This is a genomic window from Stenotrophomonas sp. NPDC078853, assembly GCF_044901215.1.
GTDB classification, from domain to species: Bacteria; Pseudomonadota; Gammaproteobacteria; order Xanthomonadales; family Xanthomonadaceae; genus Stenotrophomonas; species Stenotrophomonas lacuserhaii.
On record NZ_JBJDOQ010000007.1, the window covers coordinates 1 to 15,246 of the forward strand.

The 15,246-nt window shown below is 67.6% G+C and carries 12 protein-coding genes and 1 riboswitch; of the genes, 7 read left to right on the plus strand and 5 right to left on the minus strand.

Annotated features, from left to right (window positions below):
* Positions 1-171: 171 nt before the first annotated feature.
* Positions 172-2,766, minus strand: coding sequence for a M14 family zinc carboxypeptidase (locus tag ACI2JH_RS09115; protein ID WP_404736011.1), 2,595 nt, complete (start codon positions 2,764-2,766; stop codon positions 172-174).
* 98 nt (positions 2,767-2,864) lie between these two features.
* Positions 2,865-5,510, minus strand: a complete 2,646-nt coding sequence (locus ACI2JH_RS09120) for a TonB-dependent receptor (RefSeq protein ID WP_404736012.1) — start codon at positions 5,508-5,510, stop codon at positions 2,865-2,867.
* Between the two features lie 179 nt (positions 5,511-5,689).
* On the opposite strand from ACI2JH_RS09120, the gene queD reads away from it, so the two are divergent.
* On the plus strand, positions 5,690-6,055 hold the full coding sequence (gene queD, locus ACI2JH_RS09125) for a 6-carboxytetrahydropterin synthase QueD (protein WP_042614954.1): 366 nt from the start codon (positions 5,690-5,692) through the stop codon (positions 6,053-6,055).
* 212 nt (positions 6,056-6,267) lie between these two features.
* On the opposite strand, the gene ACI2JH_RS09130 is transcribed toward queD, so the two are convergent.
* Both ACI2JH_RS09130 and ACI2JH_RS09135 read right to left on the minus strand, forming a co-directional pair.
* A complete protein-coding gene (locus ACI2JH_RS09130; protein WP_404736013.1) occupies positions 6,268-7,734 on the minus strand; it encodes a sensor histidine kinase in 1,467 nt (488 codons plus the stop codon).
* Entirely contained in the window at positions 7,731-8,453 is a 723-nt protein-coding gene (locus ACI2JH_RS09135) for a response regulator transcription factor (RefSeq protein WP_349999303.1), read from the minus strand. Before ACI2JH_RS09135 ends, ACI2JH_RS09130 begins: the two co-directional genes overlap by 4 nt.
* Positions 8,454-8,594: 141 nt before the next feature.
* Between ACI2JH_RS09135 and msrB the strand changes: the two genes are divergently transcribed.
* The 6 genes from msrB (at position 8,595) to ACI2JH_RS09165 (ending at position 14,085) form a co-directional block, all read left to right on the plus strand.
* Positions 8,595-9,152 (plus strand): peptide-methionine (R)-S-oxide reductase MsrB, encoded by a 558-nt coding sequence (gene msrB / locus ACI2JH_RS09140; RefSeq protein WP_101100272.1) that lies wholly within the window; start codon positions 8,595-8,597, stop codon positions 9,150-9,152.
* Positions 9,153-9,180: 28 nt separating this feature from the next.
* Positions 9,181-10,944: a cytochrome c biogenesis protein DipZ gene (locus ACI2JH_RS09145; protein WP_404736100.1), complete on the plus strand. Its 1,764-nt coding sequence runs from the start codon at positions 9,181-9,183 to the stop codon at positions 10,942-10,944.
* Between the two features lie 9 nt (positions 10,945-10,953).
* Complete coding sequence (gene msrA, locus ACI2JH_RS09150) at positions 10,954-11,691, plus strand: peptide-methionine (S)-S-oxide reductase MsrA (RefSeq protein WP_404736014.1); 738 nt, start codon at positions 10,954-10,956, stop codon at positions 11,689-11,691.
* A 133-nt stretch (positions 11,692-11,824) separates the two neighbouring features.
* A complete protein-coding gene (locus ACI2JH_RS09155) occupies positions 11,825-13,270 on the plus strand; it encodes a PLP-dependent aminotransferase family protein (RefSeq protein ID WP_404736015.1) in 1,446 nt (481 codons plus the stop codon).
* Between the two features lie 9 nt (positions 13,271-13,279).
* Positions 13,280-13,762, plus strand: coding sequence for a GAF domain-containing protein (locus ACI2JH_RS09160; protein ID WP_101100152.1), 483 nt, complete (start codon positions 13,280-13,282; stop codon positions 13,760-13,762).
* The gene (locus ACI2JH_RS09165; RefSeq protein ID WP_101100151.1) at positions 13,759-14,085 is read left to right on the plus strand and encodes a TfoX/Sxy family protein; all 327 of its coding nucleotides are present in this window, start codon (positions 13,759-13,761) and stop codon (positions 14,083-14,085) included. The genes ACI2JH_RS09160 and ACI2JH_RS09165 overlap by 4 nt, the downstream gene beginning before the upstream one ends.
* 110 nt (positions 14,086-14,195) lie before the next feature.
* Here the strand turns inward: ACI2JH_RS09165 and ACI2JH_RS09170 are convergent, their stop codons facing one another.
* The gene (locus ACI2JH_RS09170; protein WP_404736016.1) at positions 14,196-14,783 is read right to left on the minus strand and encodes a histidine phosphatase family protein; all 588 of its coding nucleotides are present in this window, start codon (positions 14,781-14,783) and stop codon (positions 14,196-14,198) included.
* 165 nt (positions 14,784-14,948) lie between these two features.
* A riboswitch (cobalamin riboswitch) is annotated at positions 14,949-15,169 on the plus strand.
* The last annotated feature ends 77 nt before the right edge of the window (positions 15,170-15,246 follow it).

The window sequence follows — 15,246 nt, forward strand, 5'->3', positions numbered from 1 at the left end:
GGGGTGGCTGTGCAGGACCGTCTTTTCGCATGGATGCGAAAAGCGAGCCTACAGGGACGTACTTGCGGCGTGTCCTGCACAGCCACCCCGCCCCAGCAACACATAGCCCTGCAGGCTTTTGCCTTTGCTTCAAAGCGGGCCGCCGGGCTGCAAGCCCGGCAAACCCACCCCTTACCCCCGCGGCTTCGCAGGATTCAGCAGATTGCCGAAGAACAGCGCATTGACCAGCAACCGGTCCGTCCCGTGCCAGTACTTGCGGTGCGCTGGATCATCGGCAAACAGCACCACGTTGCCCTGCCCCTGCGGCGACACCAGCAACCACGCCGAACCACTCACCCGCGCTCGATTGCGATCGGACAGATAGCCATTCACACGCACCTGCTCGTCCACCCGCACCACCGTGGAGAACGGATTGGCGCTGGGCTGCAGCACCACCGCGTTCTCCTTGTTCACCGCCAGCTGCCGGCGCGGCGTGCCGAAGCCGAGCGGATGGCTGGTATCGATGTCCGCGCTCAGGATGTTGCCGCTCACCCGCTCGATGGCCGCGATGTCGCGCTGGTCGCCGAACGCCTTGCGCGAGGCATCAGCGGCCTCTTCGTCCGTGCCCAGTTTCTCGCCATCAGCCAGCTTCTTCTCGATCGCCCAACGCGATGCGGTGCCGTAGGTCACCAACGATCCGCCGGCCTGGATCCAGCGCTTCAGCGCGCCGACCGCCGCTTCATCCACGCCCTCGTACTTGCCACCGGACAACACGATGGAGGTGTAGCGGTCCAGCGGCACCTTGCCCAGTTGCGAAGGATCGATCTTGCTCGCCGGCAGCTGCAGCTGCTGGTCCAGCAGGAACCACGCCGAGCCGATCTCGGTCGCATTGACACCCTCGCCCATCACCAGCGCCACGGCCGGTCTGCGCAGCGCCTTGACGCTGTCGCTGCCCAGGTCGATGCCACCGCGGCTCTGGCCGCTGGCCAGCGCGTAGGCCTGCACGCCGCTGTCCTTGGACGCCGCCTGCACCGCCTCCAGCAGCGCGGCGCCCTGCAGTGGCTGGCCGGCGATCGGCACCACGATGCTGCCCGGGGCGAAAGCCACCTCGCCGGCCGAGGTACCGGCAGTGAACGCCTGGAACGCCGCCCGCGTGGACAGTCCCTTGGCCTGCAGTGCATACAGCGCGCGGCCGGCGTTGTAGTCGCGCCAGTCGATCACGTACGCATAGCCGGCCTGTCCGCCCTGCACGCCACCGTGCGCGTCGGCCACCGCAGTCACCCGGGCGCCTTCACCGATGCGGCTCCTGCTGGCCGCGAAGGCCACGCCGTAGGCCGGTGCGATCGCATACGACGTGCTGCCGTAGAACACATCGCCCTTGATCTGCGGCGTGTCGGCGAAGATCGAATGCACCAGCCGGAACTGCGGCTGCGCCGCCGGCACCACATAGGCACTGCCCGGTTCGAAACGACGTCCGTCCACGGTCACCGCCGACGCCAGCGCGTGCACCTCGATCCGGTGCAGCAGCAGCAGTTCCAGCAGCTTCCGGGTCAACGCCGGGTCGTGCGCGTCGCCGAACACGAAGCTCTTCAACGGCTGCTGGCCGGCCTGCTTCAGCGCCGACTGGAAGAAGGATTTCTGCAGCGACAGCAGGCCTTCGCGCTCGGCGACCGCGCCGCGCACCGTGCCCAGCCCGGTGGCCACCTGGTTGCGGATGGTGAACGGGAATGTCAACGGACCGTTGACCGACTCCTGCACGCGTCCGCGCGAGCTCGCCTGTTCGACGGTCACCCCGACCGCACCATGGAAATCCGGGTAGGTGGAGCCGTACACCGGGGAGAAGTTGTCATAGTTTTCACCGGTGTAGTACAGCGAGCCCAGCGCATCCAGCGAGGCGGCGTGGTACTTGGCCAAGGTCTTGTTGAACTCGTACGAAGACGCCGGCAGCAGCGGGCTGTGCATGCTCTTCGGCGACGGCTCGAAGTAGTACGTGCTGTCCTTGCCCATCTCGTGGAAATCGATCTGGACATTCGGATACCACTGGTGGAACACCTCGATCTTCGGTCGGCTGTCCTGCTGGGTCAGCGCCAGCCAGTCGCGGTTGAGGTCGGTGAAGTAGTGGTTGGTGCGGCCCTGCGGGAACGGCTCCACGTGCTCCTTGTCGGCCGGATCAGGCGAGGCGGGGCTGGAGGCATACGCGTTGTGCCAGTTCGCCGCACGGTCGCGGCCATCCGGGTTCTGTGCCGGGTCGAACAGGACCACCGCGTTCTGCAGCCACTGCTGGGTTTCCGCGCTGCGGTTGGCCACCAGGTAGTAGGCCGTCAGCATCGCCGCCTCGCCGCTGGACGTTTCGTTGCCGTGCACGCTGTAACCCAGCCACACCACCACCGGGCTGTCACCGGCCGCGCTGCGCGGCTGCGCCGGATCCACCAGGGTGGCGTGCTGCTGGCGGATCGACTCCAGCCGCGCGTGGTTCTGCGCACCGGTCAGCGTGGCGATCAGCAGCGGGCGGCCCTCGTAGCTGCGCCCGATCTCCTGCACCGTGATCTTGTCCGAAAGCCGGGCCAGTTCCTTGAAATAGGCCACCAGCTGGTCATGCCGGGTGTAGCGGCTGCCAATCTCATAGCCCAGGAACTGCTGCGGGGTGGGGATGGCCGGATCGAAATCCGTGGCCTGCGTGGCCTGCGGGAAGAAGTAGGCGCTCTGCGCCTGCACCGGCGCGGCCGGCAGCACGAACGCCGAAGCGGCAACGAACAGGGACAACAACACACTGCGATGGAAGGACACGACGATTCCCCATGGATGATGGCGCTGCAGCGCCAGTACAGCCCGACCGGCCACGCGGAGTGGCCGGCCGGCATGACCGATGACGCACGCGTGGCGGCTCAGAAGCGGTAGTCCAAGCCCACCGTGAAGTAGCGGCCGCGCAGGTCGTACTGGCTGAAGTCATACGGTGCGCGGATGCCCGGGAACGAGGCGTCGTACGGCGGATCCTCGTCGCCCAGGTTCTGGATCTTCGCGTACAGGGTCAGCTGCTCGAAGCCGGTGTACCCCACATACAGATCGAACTGGCTGTAGGAATCCACGCGGTCCTGCACCGCCTGCGCAGTGGCGCTGGCCTTCTGGTCGTAGCCGCTGGTGTAGTACCAGGTCAGCGCGGTCCGCACGTCGCCATGGCTCCAGTCCAGTGTGGTGGTGGCCTTGTTCTTCGGCAGCGTGGCACCCAGGTTGCTGCCGGCGTAATCCACCAGCGGACCGCCGATCACGGTCGGGCGGCGATAGTCACGCACATGGGTATAGGCCGAACTCAGGTTGAAGGTGCCCAGGCGCTCGGTCGGAATCCGCTGGCGCAGCTCCACGTCGATGCCGGAGGTCTTCAGGTCGCTCAGGTTCTGGTAGCGGTTGTACACGGCCTGGATCTTGCCGCGCTCATCGCGCTGCACCGCGCCCGGCACGTCGTTGGTCACCAGGGTCTGGGTGTTGTTGGTGCCGACCAGGTTCTCCAGTTGGATCCTGTAGTAATCAACACTGAGGTTGGTGTTCGCCCACGGCGACAGCACCACGCCGAAGTTGTAGCTGCGCGTGCGTTCCGGCTTCAGCTCGGTGTTGCCGACGGTGAAGAAGGTCGGGTTCTGCCGCGAGCCGGGCAGGTCCGGGTCACGCGGGTCGACCACGCTGCCGTAGGAAATGCTGGTGCTGTCCGAGTTCTCGGAAAGCGACGGCGCGCGGAAGCCCTTCGATGCGGCAGCACGCACCAGCAGGAAGTCCAGCGGCTGCCAGCGCAGGCCCAGCTTGGGCGAGAACGCGTCGCCGAAGTCATCGTAATGATCCGCGCGCGCGGCCACCGACAGTTCCAGCTTCGAGGCCAGCGGCACGATGGCCTCGGCGTAGGCGGCGCTGACCGTGCGCTCACCGTGCACTTCGGCGATCGCCGGGCGTACCTGCAGGCCGGCATCGATCTGCCACGGATTGTTGGAATCCAGCTTCTCGCGGCGCCATTCCACGCCGGAGGCGAAGCCGATGTCACCGGCCCAGGTATGGCCGAGCGTGCCGGAAATCTTCGCATCGATGCCCTGCAGCTTGGACTCGGCCGGGCGCAGGGTGGCGATGTTGATGCCATCGAGCACCGACTGCGGGGTCGCCGACGGATCCAACAGGTTGTAGCTGCCGGTGGCCAGCGCATCGGCCAGCGCCCAGCGGTTGGCGAAGCCACCGGACACCGTCTCGCGCTCGCTGCTGCGTGCACCGAAGGCGCCTACTTCCCAGTCCCAGCGCTCGCTGCTGCCACGCAGCCCGACCAGGCCACGGTAGGACTGCGAGCGGTTGGTCTTGATCGTGCCGCCGAGGTTGAAGAAGGTGTATTCGATGGGGATCGCGCGGCCATACGGGTTGTACGGGTTGCCTGCCGGCAGGTTGGATGACACCGGCTCGGCCAGCCCGGTATCGGCGTTCAGCGCGAAGCGCCCGCTTTCCAGGGTGAAAAACGGGCTGCTGCCGAACCAGGACACGCCCTTGACCTCGCTGTACAGCACTTCGCCGAACGCTTCCACGTTGTCGCTGAGGCGGAAGGTGCCGTTGGCGTAGGCCTGCCAGCGCTTGGTCGACGGTATCAGGGTGGTGTGCGGCGCCTGGTTGAAACCACAGGTGTCGCCGGCCAGCCCGTCGATCGGCGCACTGGCCACGCGGGTGGTGCCGTCCGGGCACTGCCCGTTGGCGTCCAGCATCGGCACCGACACACCGTTGACCAGGTAACGTGCGCCCTTGGCCGACCAGCCGTTCCAGCGGCCGCCGGGCTGGTCGCTGTAGATGCCGGACCGGGTCAGGTCACGCTCGTCCTGGTCCAGCCGGTCACGGTTGTAGGCTTCCAGGCTGACCAGGATGTTGTAGCCATCGGTCTCCAGGTCGCCCAGGCCACCGACGAACTTCAGCTTGGTCTCGTCCAGCCCGCCCTGGTCGGCGGTGCCGACGCTGCCACCGATCTCCGCGCCCTGGTAGTTCTGTCGGGTGATGATGTTGACCACGCCGGCCACCGCATCCGAACCGTAGACCGCTGACGCGCCGTCCTTCAGCACTTCGATGCGTTCCACCGCGACCAGCGGCAGCGCATTGAGGTTGACGAAGGTATCCGACAGCCCATTGGCCGGGAAGCCGTAATTCGCCAGGCGACGGCCGTTGAGCAGCACCAGCGTGTTCTTCTGCGATAACCCGCGCAGTCCGATGCCAGCCGAACCGGAGGCCCAGCCGCTGTTGGAGGTCTCGTTGGCGGCGTTGCCGGTATTGGCGGAGATCGAACGCAGCACGTCGGCGACCGACGCCTTGCCGGTCGCTTCAAGCTGTTGGCGACCGATCACCTGCACTGGATTGGCGGTTTCGGTGTCGGTGCGTTTGATGTTGGAGCCGGTGACACGCACGGCGGCCAGGGTGCTGGCATCGCCACCGGCAGCGGTGTCGGCGGACGTTTCGGCGGCGGCAGGCAAAGGCGCGGCCAGGGCGGCGGCAAGGGCCGCCACGAGCAAGGTGTGCTGGGGCATGTCGAAATCGTGGGGTGGGTGGTGGTAACAGTTCCGCAGTAGCACATGAATGGCCGCGGTACAGCCAATAACATCTCTTCATACGGATATAAGAGAAGCTAACATCTCTTCATCGCGATGGAAAGTAAGTTGTTGCCCATGAAACGGCTTTGTCGTCCCCGGGCCGCTACAATCGCGGCATGGAAATCTTCAAAGTCTTCATGATCGAGGCAGCGCATCGGCTGCCGAACGTGCCCCCGGGCCACAAGTGCTCGCGCCTGCACGGGCATTCGTTCCGGGTGGAGCTGAAGGTGGAAGGCGAACCCGGCGCGGAAACCGGCTGGATCATGGATTTCGGCGACGTCAAAGCCGCGTTCCAGCCGATCTACGACCGCCTGGACCATCACTACCTCAACGACATCCCGGGTCTGGAAAATCCGACCAGCGAGAACCTCGCCACATGGATCTGGCAGGAGCTGAAGCCGGTGCTGCCGGAACTGAGCGAAATCACGGTGCACGAGACCTGCACCTCCGGCTGCCGCTATCGGGGCCCCGCCAACCGCTGAGCAAGCGATTGATCCTGAACGCGATTTTCATCGCGGCTGAAAATTTCCCAGCCCCTGTTGCAATGCAGCACGAAAGGCGTATGCTGCATTGCAACAGGTCGCGAATCACCGGATTCCGGAGCCGCAGACCGCCAGGACACTGCATGGGTCCCTCCCCCCGTGCAGTCGCAGGACCCGACAGATCCTCCCTCTGTCGGGTCCTTTTTTTTTGCCTATGGCCGTGCCCGTGGCAGGGCGAACCGGAACGCCGCACCCTGCGCGGTCTCCAGCAGGGCGATCTGGCGGCCGTGCAACTGCACGATGCGCTGCACGATCAGCAGGCCGAGCCCACCGTTCTCGCCACGCCGCGGCCCGAGCGCTGCAGGCGCCTGGAACAAGGTGCCGCGCACCCCCGCATCGACGCCCGGGCCATCATCACTGACCGTGACCCATACGTTGTCCGCATCGGCCGCCAACGCAACGTGCACGTGTCCCCCCTGCGGCGTGTGCCGCAGCGCGTTGTCGATCAGGTTGGTCAGCACCCGCTCCACCAGCCCGACATCGGCCCGCACCAGCGGCAGTCCCTGCGGGAACCCGGCATCCAGCTGCTGGCCTTTTGCCTGGGCGGACAACTCGAATTTCTGCAGCACGTCCTGCAGCAACTCCGGCAGGGCGAACACTTCCCACTGCAGCTGCACCTGTCCGTGTTCCAGACGCGCCAGCTCGAACAGCGCGCGTGCCAGTCCGCCGACCTTGGCACTCTGCGAAAGCGCGATTGAAAGATAGCGGCGGCGCTCTTCCACGCTCAATGTCGCCTCCTTCATCGCCAGTGTTTCCAGGTACCCATGCAGCGATGCCAGCGGCGTGCGCAGGTCGTGCGAAATATTTGCCACCATCTCGCGACGCTGCAGGTCCTGCTGCCGCAGCTGCTGCCACTGCTCGCCCAGCCGGTGTGCCATCTGTGCGTGGGCATGCTCCAGGATCAGCAGTTCGTCGCGCTCATCCCCGCGCAGGGCGGGCAGCGAAGGCAGGTCGGTGGGCGCATCGATGTCGAAGGACTGGATGCGCCGGGTCAGCTCCCGCAGCGGGCGGGTCACCCAGTAGAACGCCACCAGGCCGGCCAGCATGCCCAGCACCGCAACCAGCGCCACCGACCACAGCATGGTCCGCCACTGGCTGCTCGCGGCCAGGTCGTCGGCGAGCATCTGGCGCTGCTCGCCCACCAGCACCACGTACACATAACCCGCCGACCTGCCCTGCACCACCAGCGGGGCCACGCTGAAGACCTTGCGCCCGCGTCTGCTGCGCGGATCATCGCCAAGGATCGGCAGCGGCGCGCCGGCCAGCAGTGCCTGCAGCGGCGCCACGTCCACCCGGTCGCGATGCAGGTGGCCACTGGGCGCATCGTGGCCGAGCACGCGGCCCTGGTCATCCAGCAGGTACACCTCCACGCTGGGGTTGACCGCCATCAACTGGCCGAACAGCGCGCGCACTTCCGGCTCGCGCATCCCGGCCTGGTCCATCAGCTCGCTGCGCTGGGCGATATGCCCGGCCAGCCCCAGCGACAGCCGCTGCACCACTTCCTGCTCATGCCGCAGCGCCATCCGCATCTGCATGCCCAGCAGCGCCAGGCTGCACAGCACCAGCAACGCGGCGAACACCGCCGCCAGTTTCTGCCACAGGCGCAGGCGCAACCTCATGCACCACCTCCGGCGGCACCGACCAGCTTGTAGCCGCGGCCCCACACCGTGAGGATATGCTTCGGGTTGGCCGGGTCGGCTTCGATCTTGTTGCGCAGCCGGTTGATGTGGGTGTTGACCGTGTGCTCGTAGCCATCGTGGCCATAGCCCCACACCTGGTCCAGCAGCTCCGCGCGTGCGAACACCTGCCCCGGGTGGCGGGCGAAGAACAACAGCAGGTCGAACTCACGCGGGGTGAGCTCCAGCTCCCTGCCGGCGTGCAGCGCCACGCGTGCCAGCGGATCCAGCCGCAGGCTGCCCAGCTCGATCACCCCGGCGTCCAGCCGCGCGCTCTGCGCCATCGCCTCGGCACGCCGCAGCAACGCGCGCACGCGCGCCACCAGTTCGGGCATGGAGAAGGGTTTGGCCAGGTAGTCATCGGCGCCCAGTTCCAGCCCGACGATGCGCTGGGTCTCGCTGCCGCGCGCACTGATGATGATGATCGGCACGTAGCGCGCCATCGCCCGCGCGCGTCGACAGATCTGCAGGCCGTCCACGCCCGGCAGCATCACGTCCAGCACCAGCGCATCCCACGGACCGTCCTGTTCCAGCAGCCGCATGCCGTCATCGCCGGTGGCGGCATGCACCACCGTATAGCCCTCGTCGGCCAGGTGCAGGCGCAGCAGGTCGGCGATATGGACGTCGTCTTCGACGATCAGGACACGCTGGGCGTCAGTCATGGAGGCAGGGGCAATCAGGAAGCGTAAGGGCATTGTCAGCGCAGGCCGACCCGGATGTATCACGGAAAATTGAACTCTCTGTGAGGATTCGTTGATCCGCAGGGGCGCAGCATGGCCCCATCGTCCCTGCTGGAGATGGCCATGTCACTGTCCCGACGTCACCTGCTTGGCCTGGGGGGCATGGCCGCTGCCGCCAGCGTGCTGGGTATCGGCGCCTGCAGCCGTGCCGCGCCGGCCGCCGCCGAAGCCGCGCCTGCCCGACGTTACGAGATCATGCGCAGCGACGCCCAATGGAAGCAGCAGCTGACCCCGGCGCAGTATGCGGTGCTGCGCCAGCAGGCGACCGAACGTGCGGGCAGCAGCCCACTGGACCGCGAGAAGCGCCGCGGCACCTTCCACTGCGCCGGCTGCGCGCTGCCGTTGTTTTCCTCCTCGACCAAGTTCGACAGCGGCACCGGATGGCCAAGTTTCTGGGCGCCGCTGCACGATGCCGTCGGGGAACAGCGCGACACCCTGTTCGGCATGGTCCGCGTGGAAATCCACTGCCGCCGCTGTGGCGGGCACTTGGGTCATGTCTTCAATGATGGCCCGCGTCCGACCGGACTGCGCTACTGCATGAACGGTGCCGCGCTGACCTTCGAGCCTGCCGCCAGCACCGATGCCAACGATGCCGGCAGCGCCTGGCGGGTTCCGGTCTGATGTCCTTTCCTTTGTTGATGGAGCGTCGCTGATGCTGTTGCTGCTGGCTTACCTGGGGGGTCTGCTGACCCTGCTCAGTCCGTGCATCCTGCCGGTGCTGCCGTTCGTGTTCGCGCGTGCCGGCGGCTCGTTCCTGCGCAGCACCCTGCCGCTGCTGCTGGGCATGGCGATCACCTTCACCGTGGTGGCCAGCCTGGCGGCGGTGGGCAGTGCGTGGGTGGCACAGGCCAACCAGATCGGCCGCTGGGTCGCCCTGGTGGTCATGGCGGTGTTCGCCCTGGCGCTGCTGTGGCCGGCCTTTGCCGACCGCCTGCTGGCGCCGTTCCAGCGCGTCGGCGCCCGCCTCAGCGCGCGTGCCGATGCCGCCGACGATGCCGGCCGTGGTGGCGCCGGTACGTCGCTGCTGGTGGGTATCGCCACCGGCCTGCTGTGGGCCCCCTGCGCCGGACCGATCCTCGGCCTGGTGCTGACCGGAGCGGCGCTCAACGGCGCCAGCGCCAGCACCAGCAGCCTGCTGCTTGCCTATGCCCTGGGCGCGGTCACCGCGCTCGCGCTGGCGGTGTGGGTGGGCGGCCGCGTCTTCAATGCGCTGAAGGCACGCCTGGGGCTGGGCAACGTGCTGCGCCGCGTGCTCGGCGTGGCGGCGCTGCTGGCGGTGGTCGCCATCGCAATGGGCTGGGACACGGGGGTCCTCACCCGCTTGTCCGCGGTCAGCACGGCGCGGCTGGAACAGGGCCTGCTGGACGCCGTCCCGGGCGCGCAGCCGGGCGGTGTGGCAATGACCAGCACCGGCGCGGCCGCCGCTGATGTGCCGCTGCCGGTCGAAGGCCAGCTGCCTGCCCTGGAAGGCACCACCGGCTGGCTCAACAGCCCGCCGCTGACCCGCGAACAACTGCGTGGGAAGGTGGTGCTGATCGACTTCTGGACCTACTCCTGCATCAACTGCCTGCGCGCGATGCCGTTCGTGCACGAATGGGCCGAGCGCTATCGCGACCACGGCCTGGTGGTGATCGGCGTGCACACCCCGGAGTTCGCCTTCGAGCGCAATCCACGCAACGTGATGCGTGCGGTCGAGCAGCTCAAGGTCACCTATCCGGTCGCGCTGGACAACGACTATGCGATCTGGCGCGCGTTCGAAAACCGCTACTGGCCAGCGCACTATTTCGTCGATGCGCAGGGCCGCATCCGCGCGCACCAGTTCGGCGAGGGCAACTATGCGCACTCCGAGCAGGTGATCCGCCGGCTGCTGCAGGAAGCGGGCCAGACCAACCTGCCACCACCGGCCGACCCCACCGCCGCCACCCTGCAAGGCGTTGCCGAGCAGGCCGACATGGGCAACCTGCGTTCGCCGGAAACCTACCTCGGCCATGCGCGTGCGGAGCACTTTGCCTCACCCGGTGGCTTCCGCCGCGATCAGCCATTCGACTACGACCTTCCGCAACAGTGGGCGCTGAACCAGTGGGCGCTGCGCGGCCGGTGGTCGGTCGACCAGGAGTCGGCCACGCTGGCATCGGCGGGCGGACGCATCGCCTTCCGCTTCCACGCCCGCGACCTGCACCTGGTGCTGGCGCCAGCGGCAGACGGCAAACCCCTCCGCTTCCGCGTGCTGCTGGATGGCAAGCCGCTGCAGGCCGCCGATGCAGGCGGCGATGTGCAGCCCGACGGCACTGGCGTGGTCGATGAGCATCGCCTGTACCAGCTGGTGCGCCAGCGCGCGGACATCGGTGAGCACCTGTTCGAGATCGAGTTCCTGGACCCGGGTGTCCAGGCCTACGCGTTTACGTTTGGCTGAGGAGGTCGCATGAAATTCTCATTGGAACAAGGCATCGCCGCGGCAGTGGCCGCGCTGGTAGTGGGTGCGCTGGTGGTGTTCGCGGTCGATGCAGGCCCGGCCATCGGCGCCGGCATGGCACCGGCGCGCGGCGTCGAAGAAAGCCGCGCCCTGCCCGCTCCCACCGGCGTGGCGGCGTTCAAGGACGAGCGCACGCAGGCCAGCGTGGTATTCGCCGGCGGCTGCTTCTGGGGCGTGCAGGGCGTGTTCCAGCACGTCAAGGGCGTGGGCAACGCGGTCTCCGGCTATATTGGCGGCGATGCATCGACGGCACGCTACGAGACCATCAGCAGCGGGCGTACCGGCCATGCTGAAGCGGTGCGGGTGGACTACGATCCGCGCCAGGTCAGCTATGGCCAGCTGCTGCAGGTGTTCTTCTCGGTGGCGCACGACCCGACCCAGCTAAACCGCCAGGGGCCGGACCACGGCACCCAGTATCGATCCGCCATCTTCAGCGACGATGCCCGGCAACAGGCCGCCAACCGTGCCTACGTGGGCCAGATCGGCACCTCGTTCTCGTCTCCGGTGGTGACCGAGCTGGGCAGCGGCAAGCGGTTCTTCCCGGCTGAGGCGTACCACCAGAACTACTTGGAACGGAATCCGCAGGCCGCTTACATCCGCTACTACGACGCACCCAAACTGGTGGCCCTGCAGCAGCGGTTCCCGCAGCTGTACCGCCGCGATCCGGTGCTGGTGCCGATGAAGTAAGCGTGCAAAAAAAACGCACGTCCATGGCGGACGTGCGTGGGGGAAATGCCGGAGCTGATGCCAGCGACAGGCATCGTAGGGCGCGCAGAAACAGGGGTACAGTGGCAGGCTCCCCCTATTTGGTTGGATACAGATGGCCGCCCTGGCCGCCCCGCCCCGCTACCAGCAACTGGCCGATGAGCTGTCCCTGGCGATCCACGCCGGTCGCCTGCCCAGCGGTGCGCGCCTGCCCTCGCTGCGGCAGATGGCGCAGCAGCGCAAGGTCAGCCTGAACACCGTGATCGGCGCCTACCGGCAACTCGAAGATGCCGGGCTGGTGGTGCCCCTGCCGCGGTCCGGCTTCGAAGTTGCCGCCCGCCTGCAGGTGCCCCGTCGATCGCTGCGGGATGCCCCATCGGAGCCCACTGCGCCAAGCCAGCCGGCGATGTTGGCGCGCGTGCTCGCCGCCCAGCAGCGGCCACAGGTGCTGGACCTGGCCTTCGCCGGCCCGCGCGGGCGCGCCTTCTATCCCGGCGTGCAGCTGCAGCGGGCCACCGCGCAGGTGCTGCGACGCAGCTTGGCCACGGTGGAAACGTATGCGCGGCCGGATGGCTCGCAGGCCCTGATCCGGCAGATCGTGCAGCGCGGTCCGCGGATGGGCCTGCACACCGTACCCGAACGGATCACCCTCACCCATGGGGCGATGGAGGCCCTGCAGCTGGCGCTGCGCGCGGTGACCGAACCGGGCGATGCGGTCGGCATCGAAGCGCCGTCGTACTTCAACCTCTACCCCCTGTTGGCCAGCCTCGGCCTGCAGGCCATCGAACTGCCCACCCACCCGCAGCGGGGCCTGGACGTGGAAGCACTCGATGCGCTGCTGGACACCACCGCACTGGCCGCGCTGGTGGTGATGCCCACGGTGCACAACCCGCTGGGCTGCACCATGCCGGTGGCGGCCAAGCAGCGCCTGGCCGAACTGGCCAATGCACGCCGCCTGCCGGTGATCGAAGACATCGTGTACGCCGAACTGCAGCACAGTGAACCGCTGGAGCCGCTGCTGAAGGCCTTCGACCGCGATGGCTGGGTAATGGTGTGCGCGGGTTTTTCCAAGACTTTGGCACCGGACTACCGCGTGGGCTGGCTGGAAGGCGGGCGTTTCATCGAGCGCATCGCGCTGCTCAAGTTCCATTCCAGCGGCGCCGAATCAAGGCTGCTCGGCGATGCGGTCGCCGCCTTCCTGGAAGCCGGCAACTACGAACACCACCTGCGCCGCATGCGCCGCCTGTACCGCGAGCAGACCAGCAAGGTGCGGCAGCTGGTTGCCCAGCATTTCCCGCCCGGCACGCGGGCAACTGAACCCACCGGTGGCTTCCTGCTGTGGCTGGAGATTCCCGGCGTGGACACCGGCGAGCTGTTCGAACAGGCACTGGCCGAGGACATCGTGTTCATGCCCGGCCAGATCTATTCGCGCGGCGCGCGCTACCGCCACTGCCTGCGCTTGTCCTGCTGCCAGGAGCTGGATGCGCGTTACATGGCGGGCATCGCGCGGATCGGGGCGCTGGCCACGGCACTGGCCGCCAGCACCGCCGTGCCTTGCTAAACTGGCGGCATGTTCGCCACTTCTTCGCTGACCGGCAGCAAGCCGGAACAATACGCCCAGCTGCTGGACCAGGCCCGTGGCCTGGTGCATGGCGAGAGCGACCGCATCGCCAACGCGGCCAACCTCTCGGCGCTGATCTACCACGCCGTGCCCCACCTCAACTGGGCCGGCTTCTACCTGTTCGACGGCACCGAGCTGGTGGTCGGCCCGTTCCAGGGCCTGCCCGCCTGCGTGCGCATTCCCCTGCACAAGGGCGTGTGCGGTGCGGCCGCCACCGAACGCGTGACCCAGCGCATCGACGACGTCGACGCCTTCCCGGGCCACATCGCCTGCGATTCGGCCTCGCGTTCGGAACTGGTGGTGCCGCTGGTCAAGGATGGCGCCCTGATCGGCGTGCTCGACCTGGACAGCCCGCTGCTGGCGCGTTTCGATGCCGACGACCAGGCCGGCCTGGAAGCGATCGCCGCCGTGTTCATCGACGCATTGCGATGAGCACCCTGCAGCTGCGCAACATCGGTCCCAAGAGCGCGGCATGGCTGCGCCAGGTCGGCCTGCGCAGCCGCGAAGAACTGCTCGCCATCGGCTCGGTGGGGGCCTTCGTCAAGGTGCGAAGGGCCGGCTTCAAGCCCAGCCTCAACCTGCTGTATTCGCTGGAAGGCGCCTTGCTGGACTGCCACTGGCAGGACCTGACCGAAGCCCAGCGCAGCGCGCTGGTGCAGGATTACGAAGCGCGCATCGCCCTGCAGCCGCTGAAAGCGCCGGGGCCTGCCTCCGGCCCGGTACGCGAACATCGCTTCGACGACAACAACGACTGACGGCTTTTGATCCTGGTGGGTGACGACCGCTGGCCGTGGTGGGTGACGAACGTTGGTCGTGGTGGGTGACGACCGTTGGTCGTCACATGGCCCGGCGCCGGCGCCCCCCATCAGGGCTGCTGCAGTTCCAGCAGTTCGCCCCACAGCCCCGCATCCCCGCGCTCCACCCGCAGCCGCAGGCGCGTGCCGTGGTCGATGCGCAGCGCCCAGCACAGTGCCACCGGCAGGCCACACACCTGCGACAGCACCATCCGCAGCGGCCCTCCATGGCTGACGATCAGCGTCGGTGCCGCGTCCTGCTCTTCTTCCTCATCGAACAATCGGTCCAGCGCGCGCGCGATGCGGCGCTCGAAGCGACCCCAGCTTTCGCCATTCGGCGGGGCGAACGCATGCGGATCGCGATGGAAACCAAGCAGTTCCTGTTCCGGCAGGGCCTCGATCGCCAGGCCGTCCCAGTCGCCGAAATCGAGTTCTTCCCACTCTGCATCCGGGTGCACGTCCAGCCCGCGCGGCACCGCCAGCGCGACCGCGGTATGCAGCGCGCGCAGGCGTGGCGAGCTGATCACCCGTTCCCACTCATGGCCTTGGTAAGCCGCGCACAGCGCATCGTGCGCCCCGGCCAGCAGCGGCGGATCGGTGCGACCGTCCAGGTGGGTATCGCGGCCGGTGCTGGCGTGGCGGACCAGGTCCAGGATCATCGCTTGGCCCCGCTGCACCGGTCCGGGATCAGCGGGCAGGCACCCGGGCCTTGGGACAAGGGGGCAACGCAGTACGGCATGGACGTCATGGGCAGATCTGGAACGAAACAGGGGCCATTCTAGTGCACCGACGCACGCGGCCTGCATCACCGCACGCGATGGCTTAGACTGCGCGCACTTCAAGGTGACCTGCGGCGTCGGCTGGCAGGTTGAAACGGGAAGCCGGTGACGCATCCAGGTGATGCCACTCCGGCGCTGCCCCCGCAACGGTAAGCACGTCGCAAGCGGACCTCACGCCACTGTGCCCCCGGGCATGGGAAGGCGTCCGCCCGGTGGACCTCCACCGACGGCAAGCCCGGAGACCGGCCCGGAAGCACCAGGTTGCGATGCGGTGGGCATCGGCGACGGCCACCGCGTCCTGCGCGGTGCGCATCGCCCTGTCTCCGCGTTGCAGCTCCCTTTT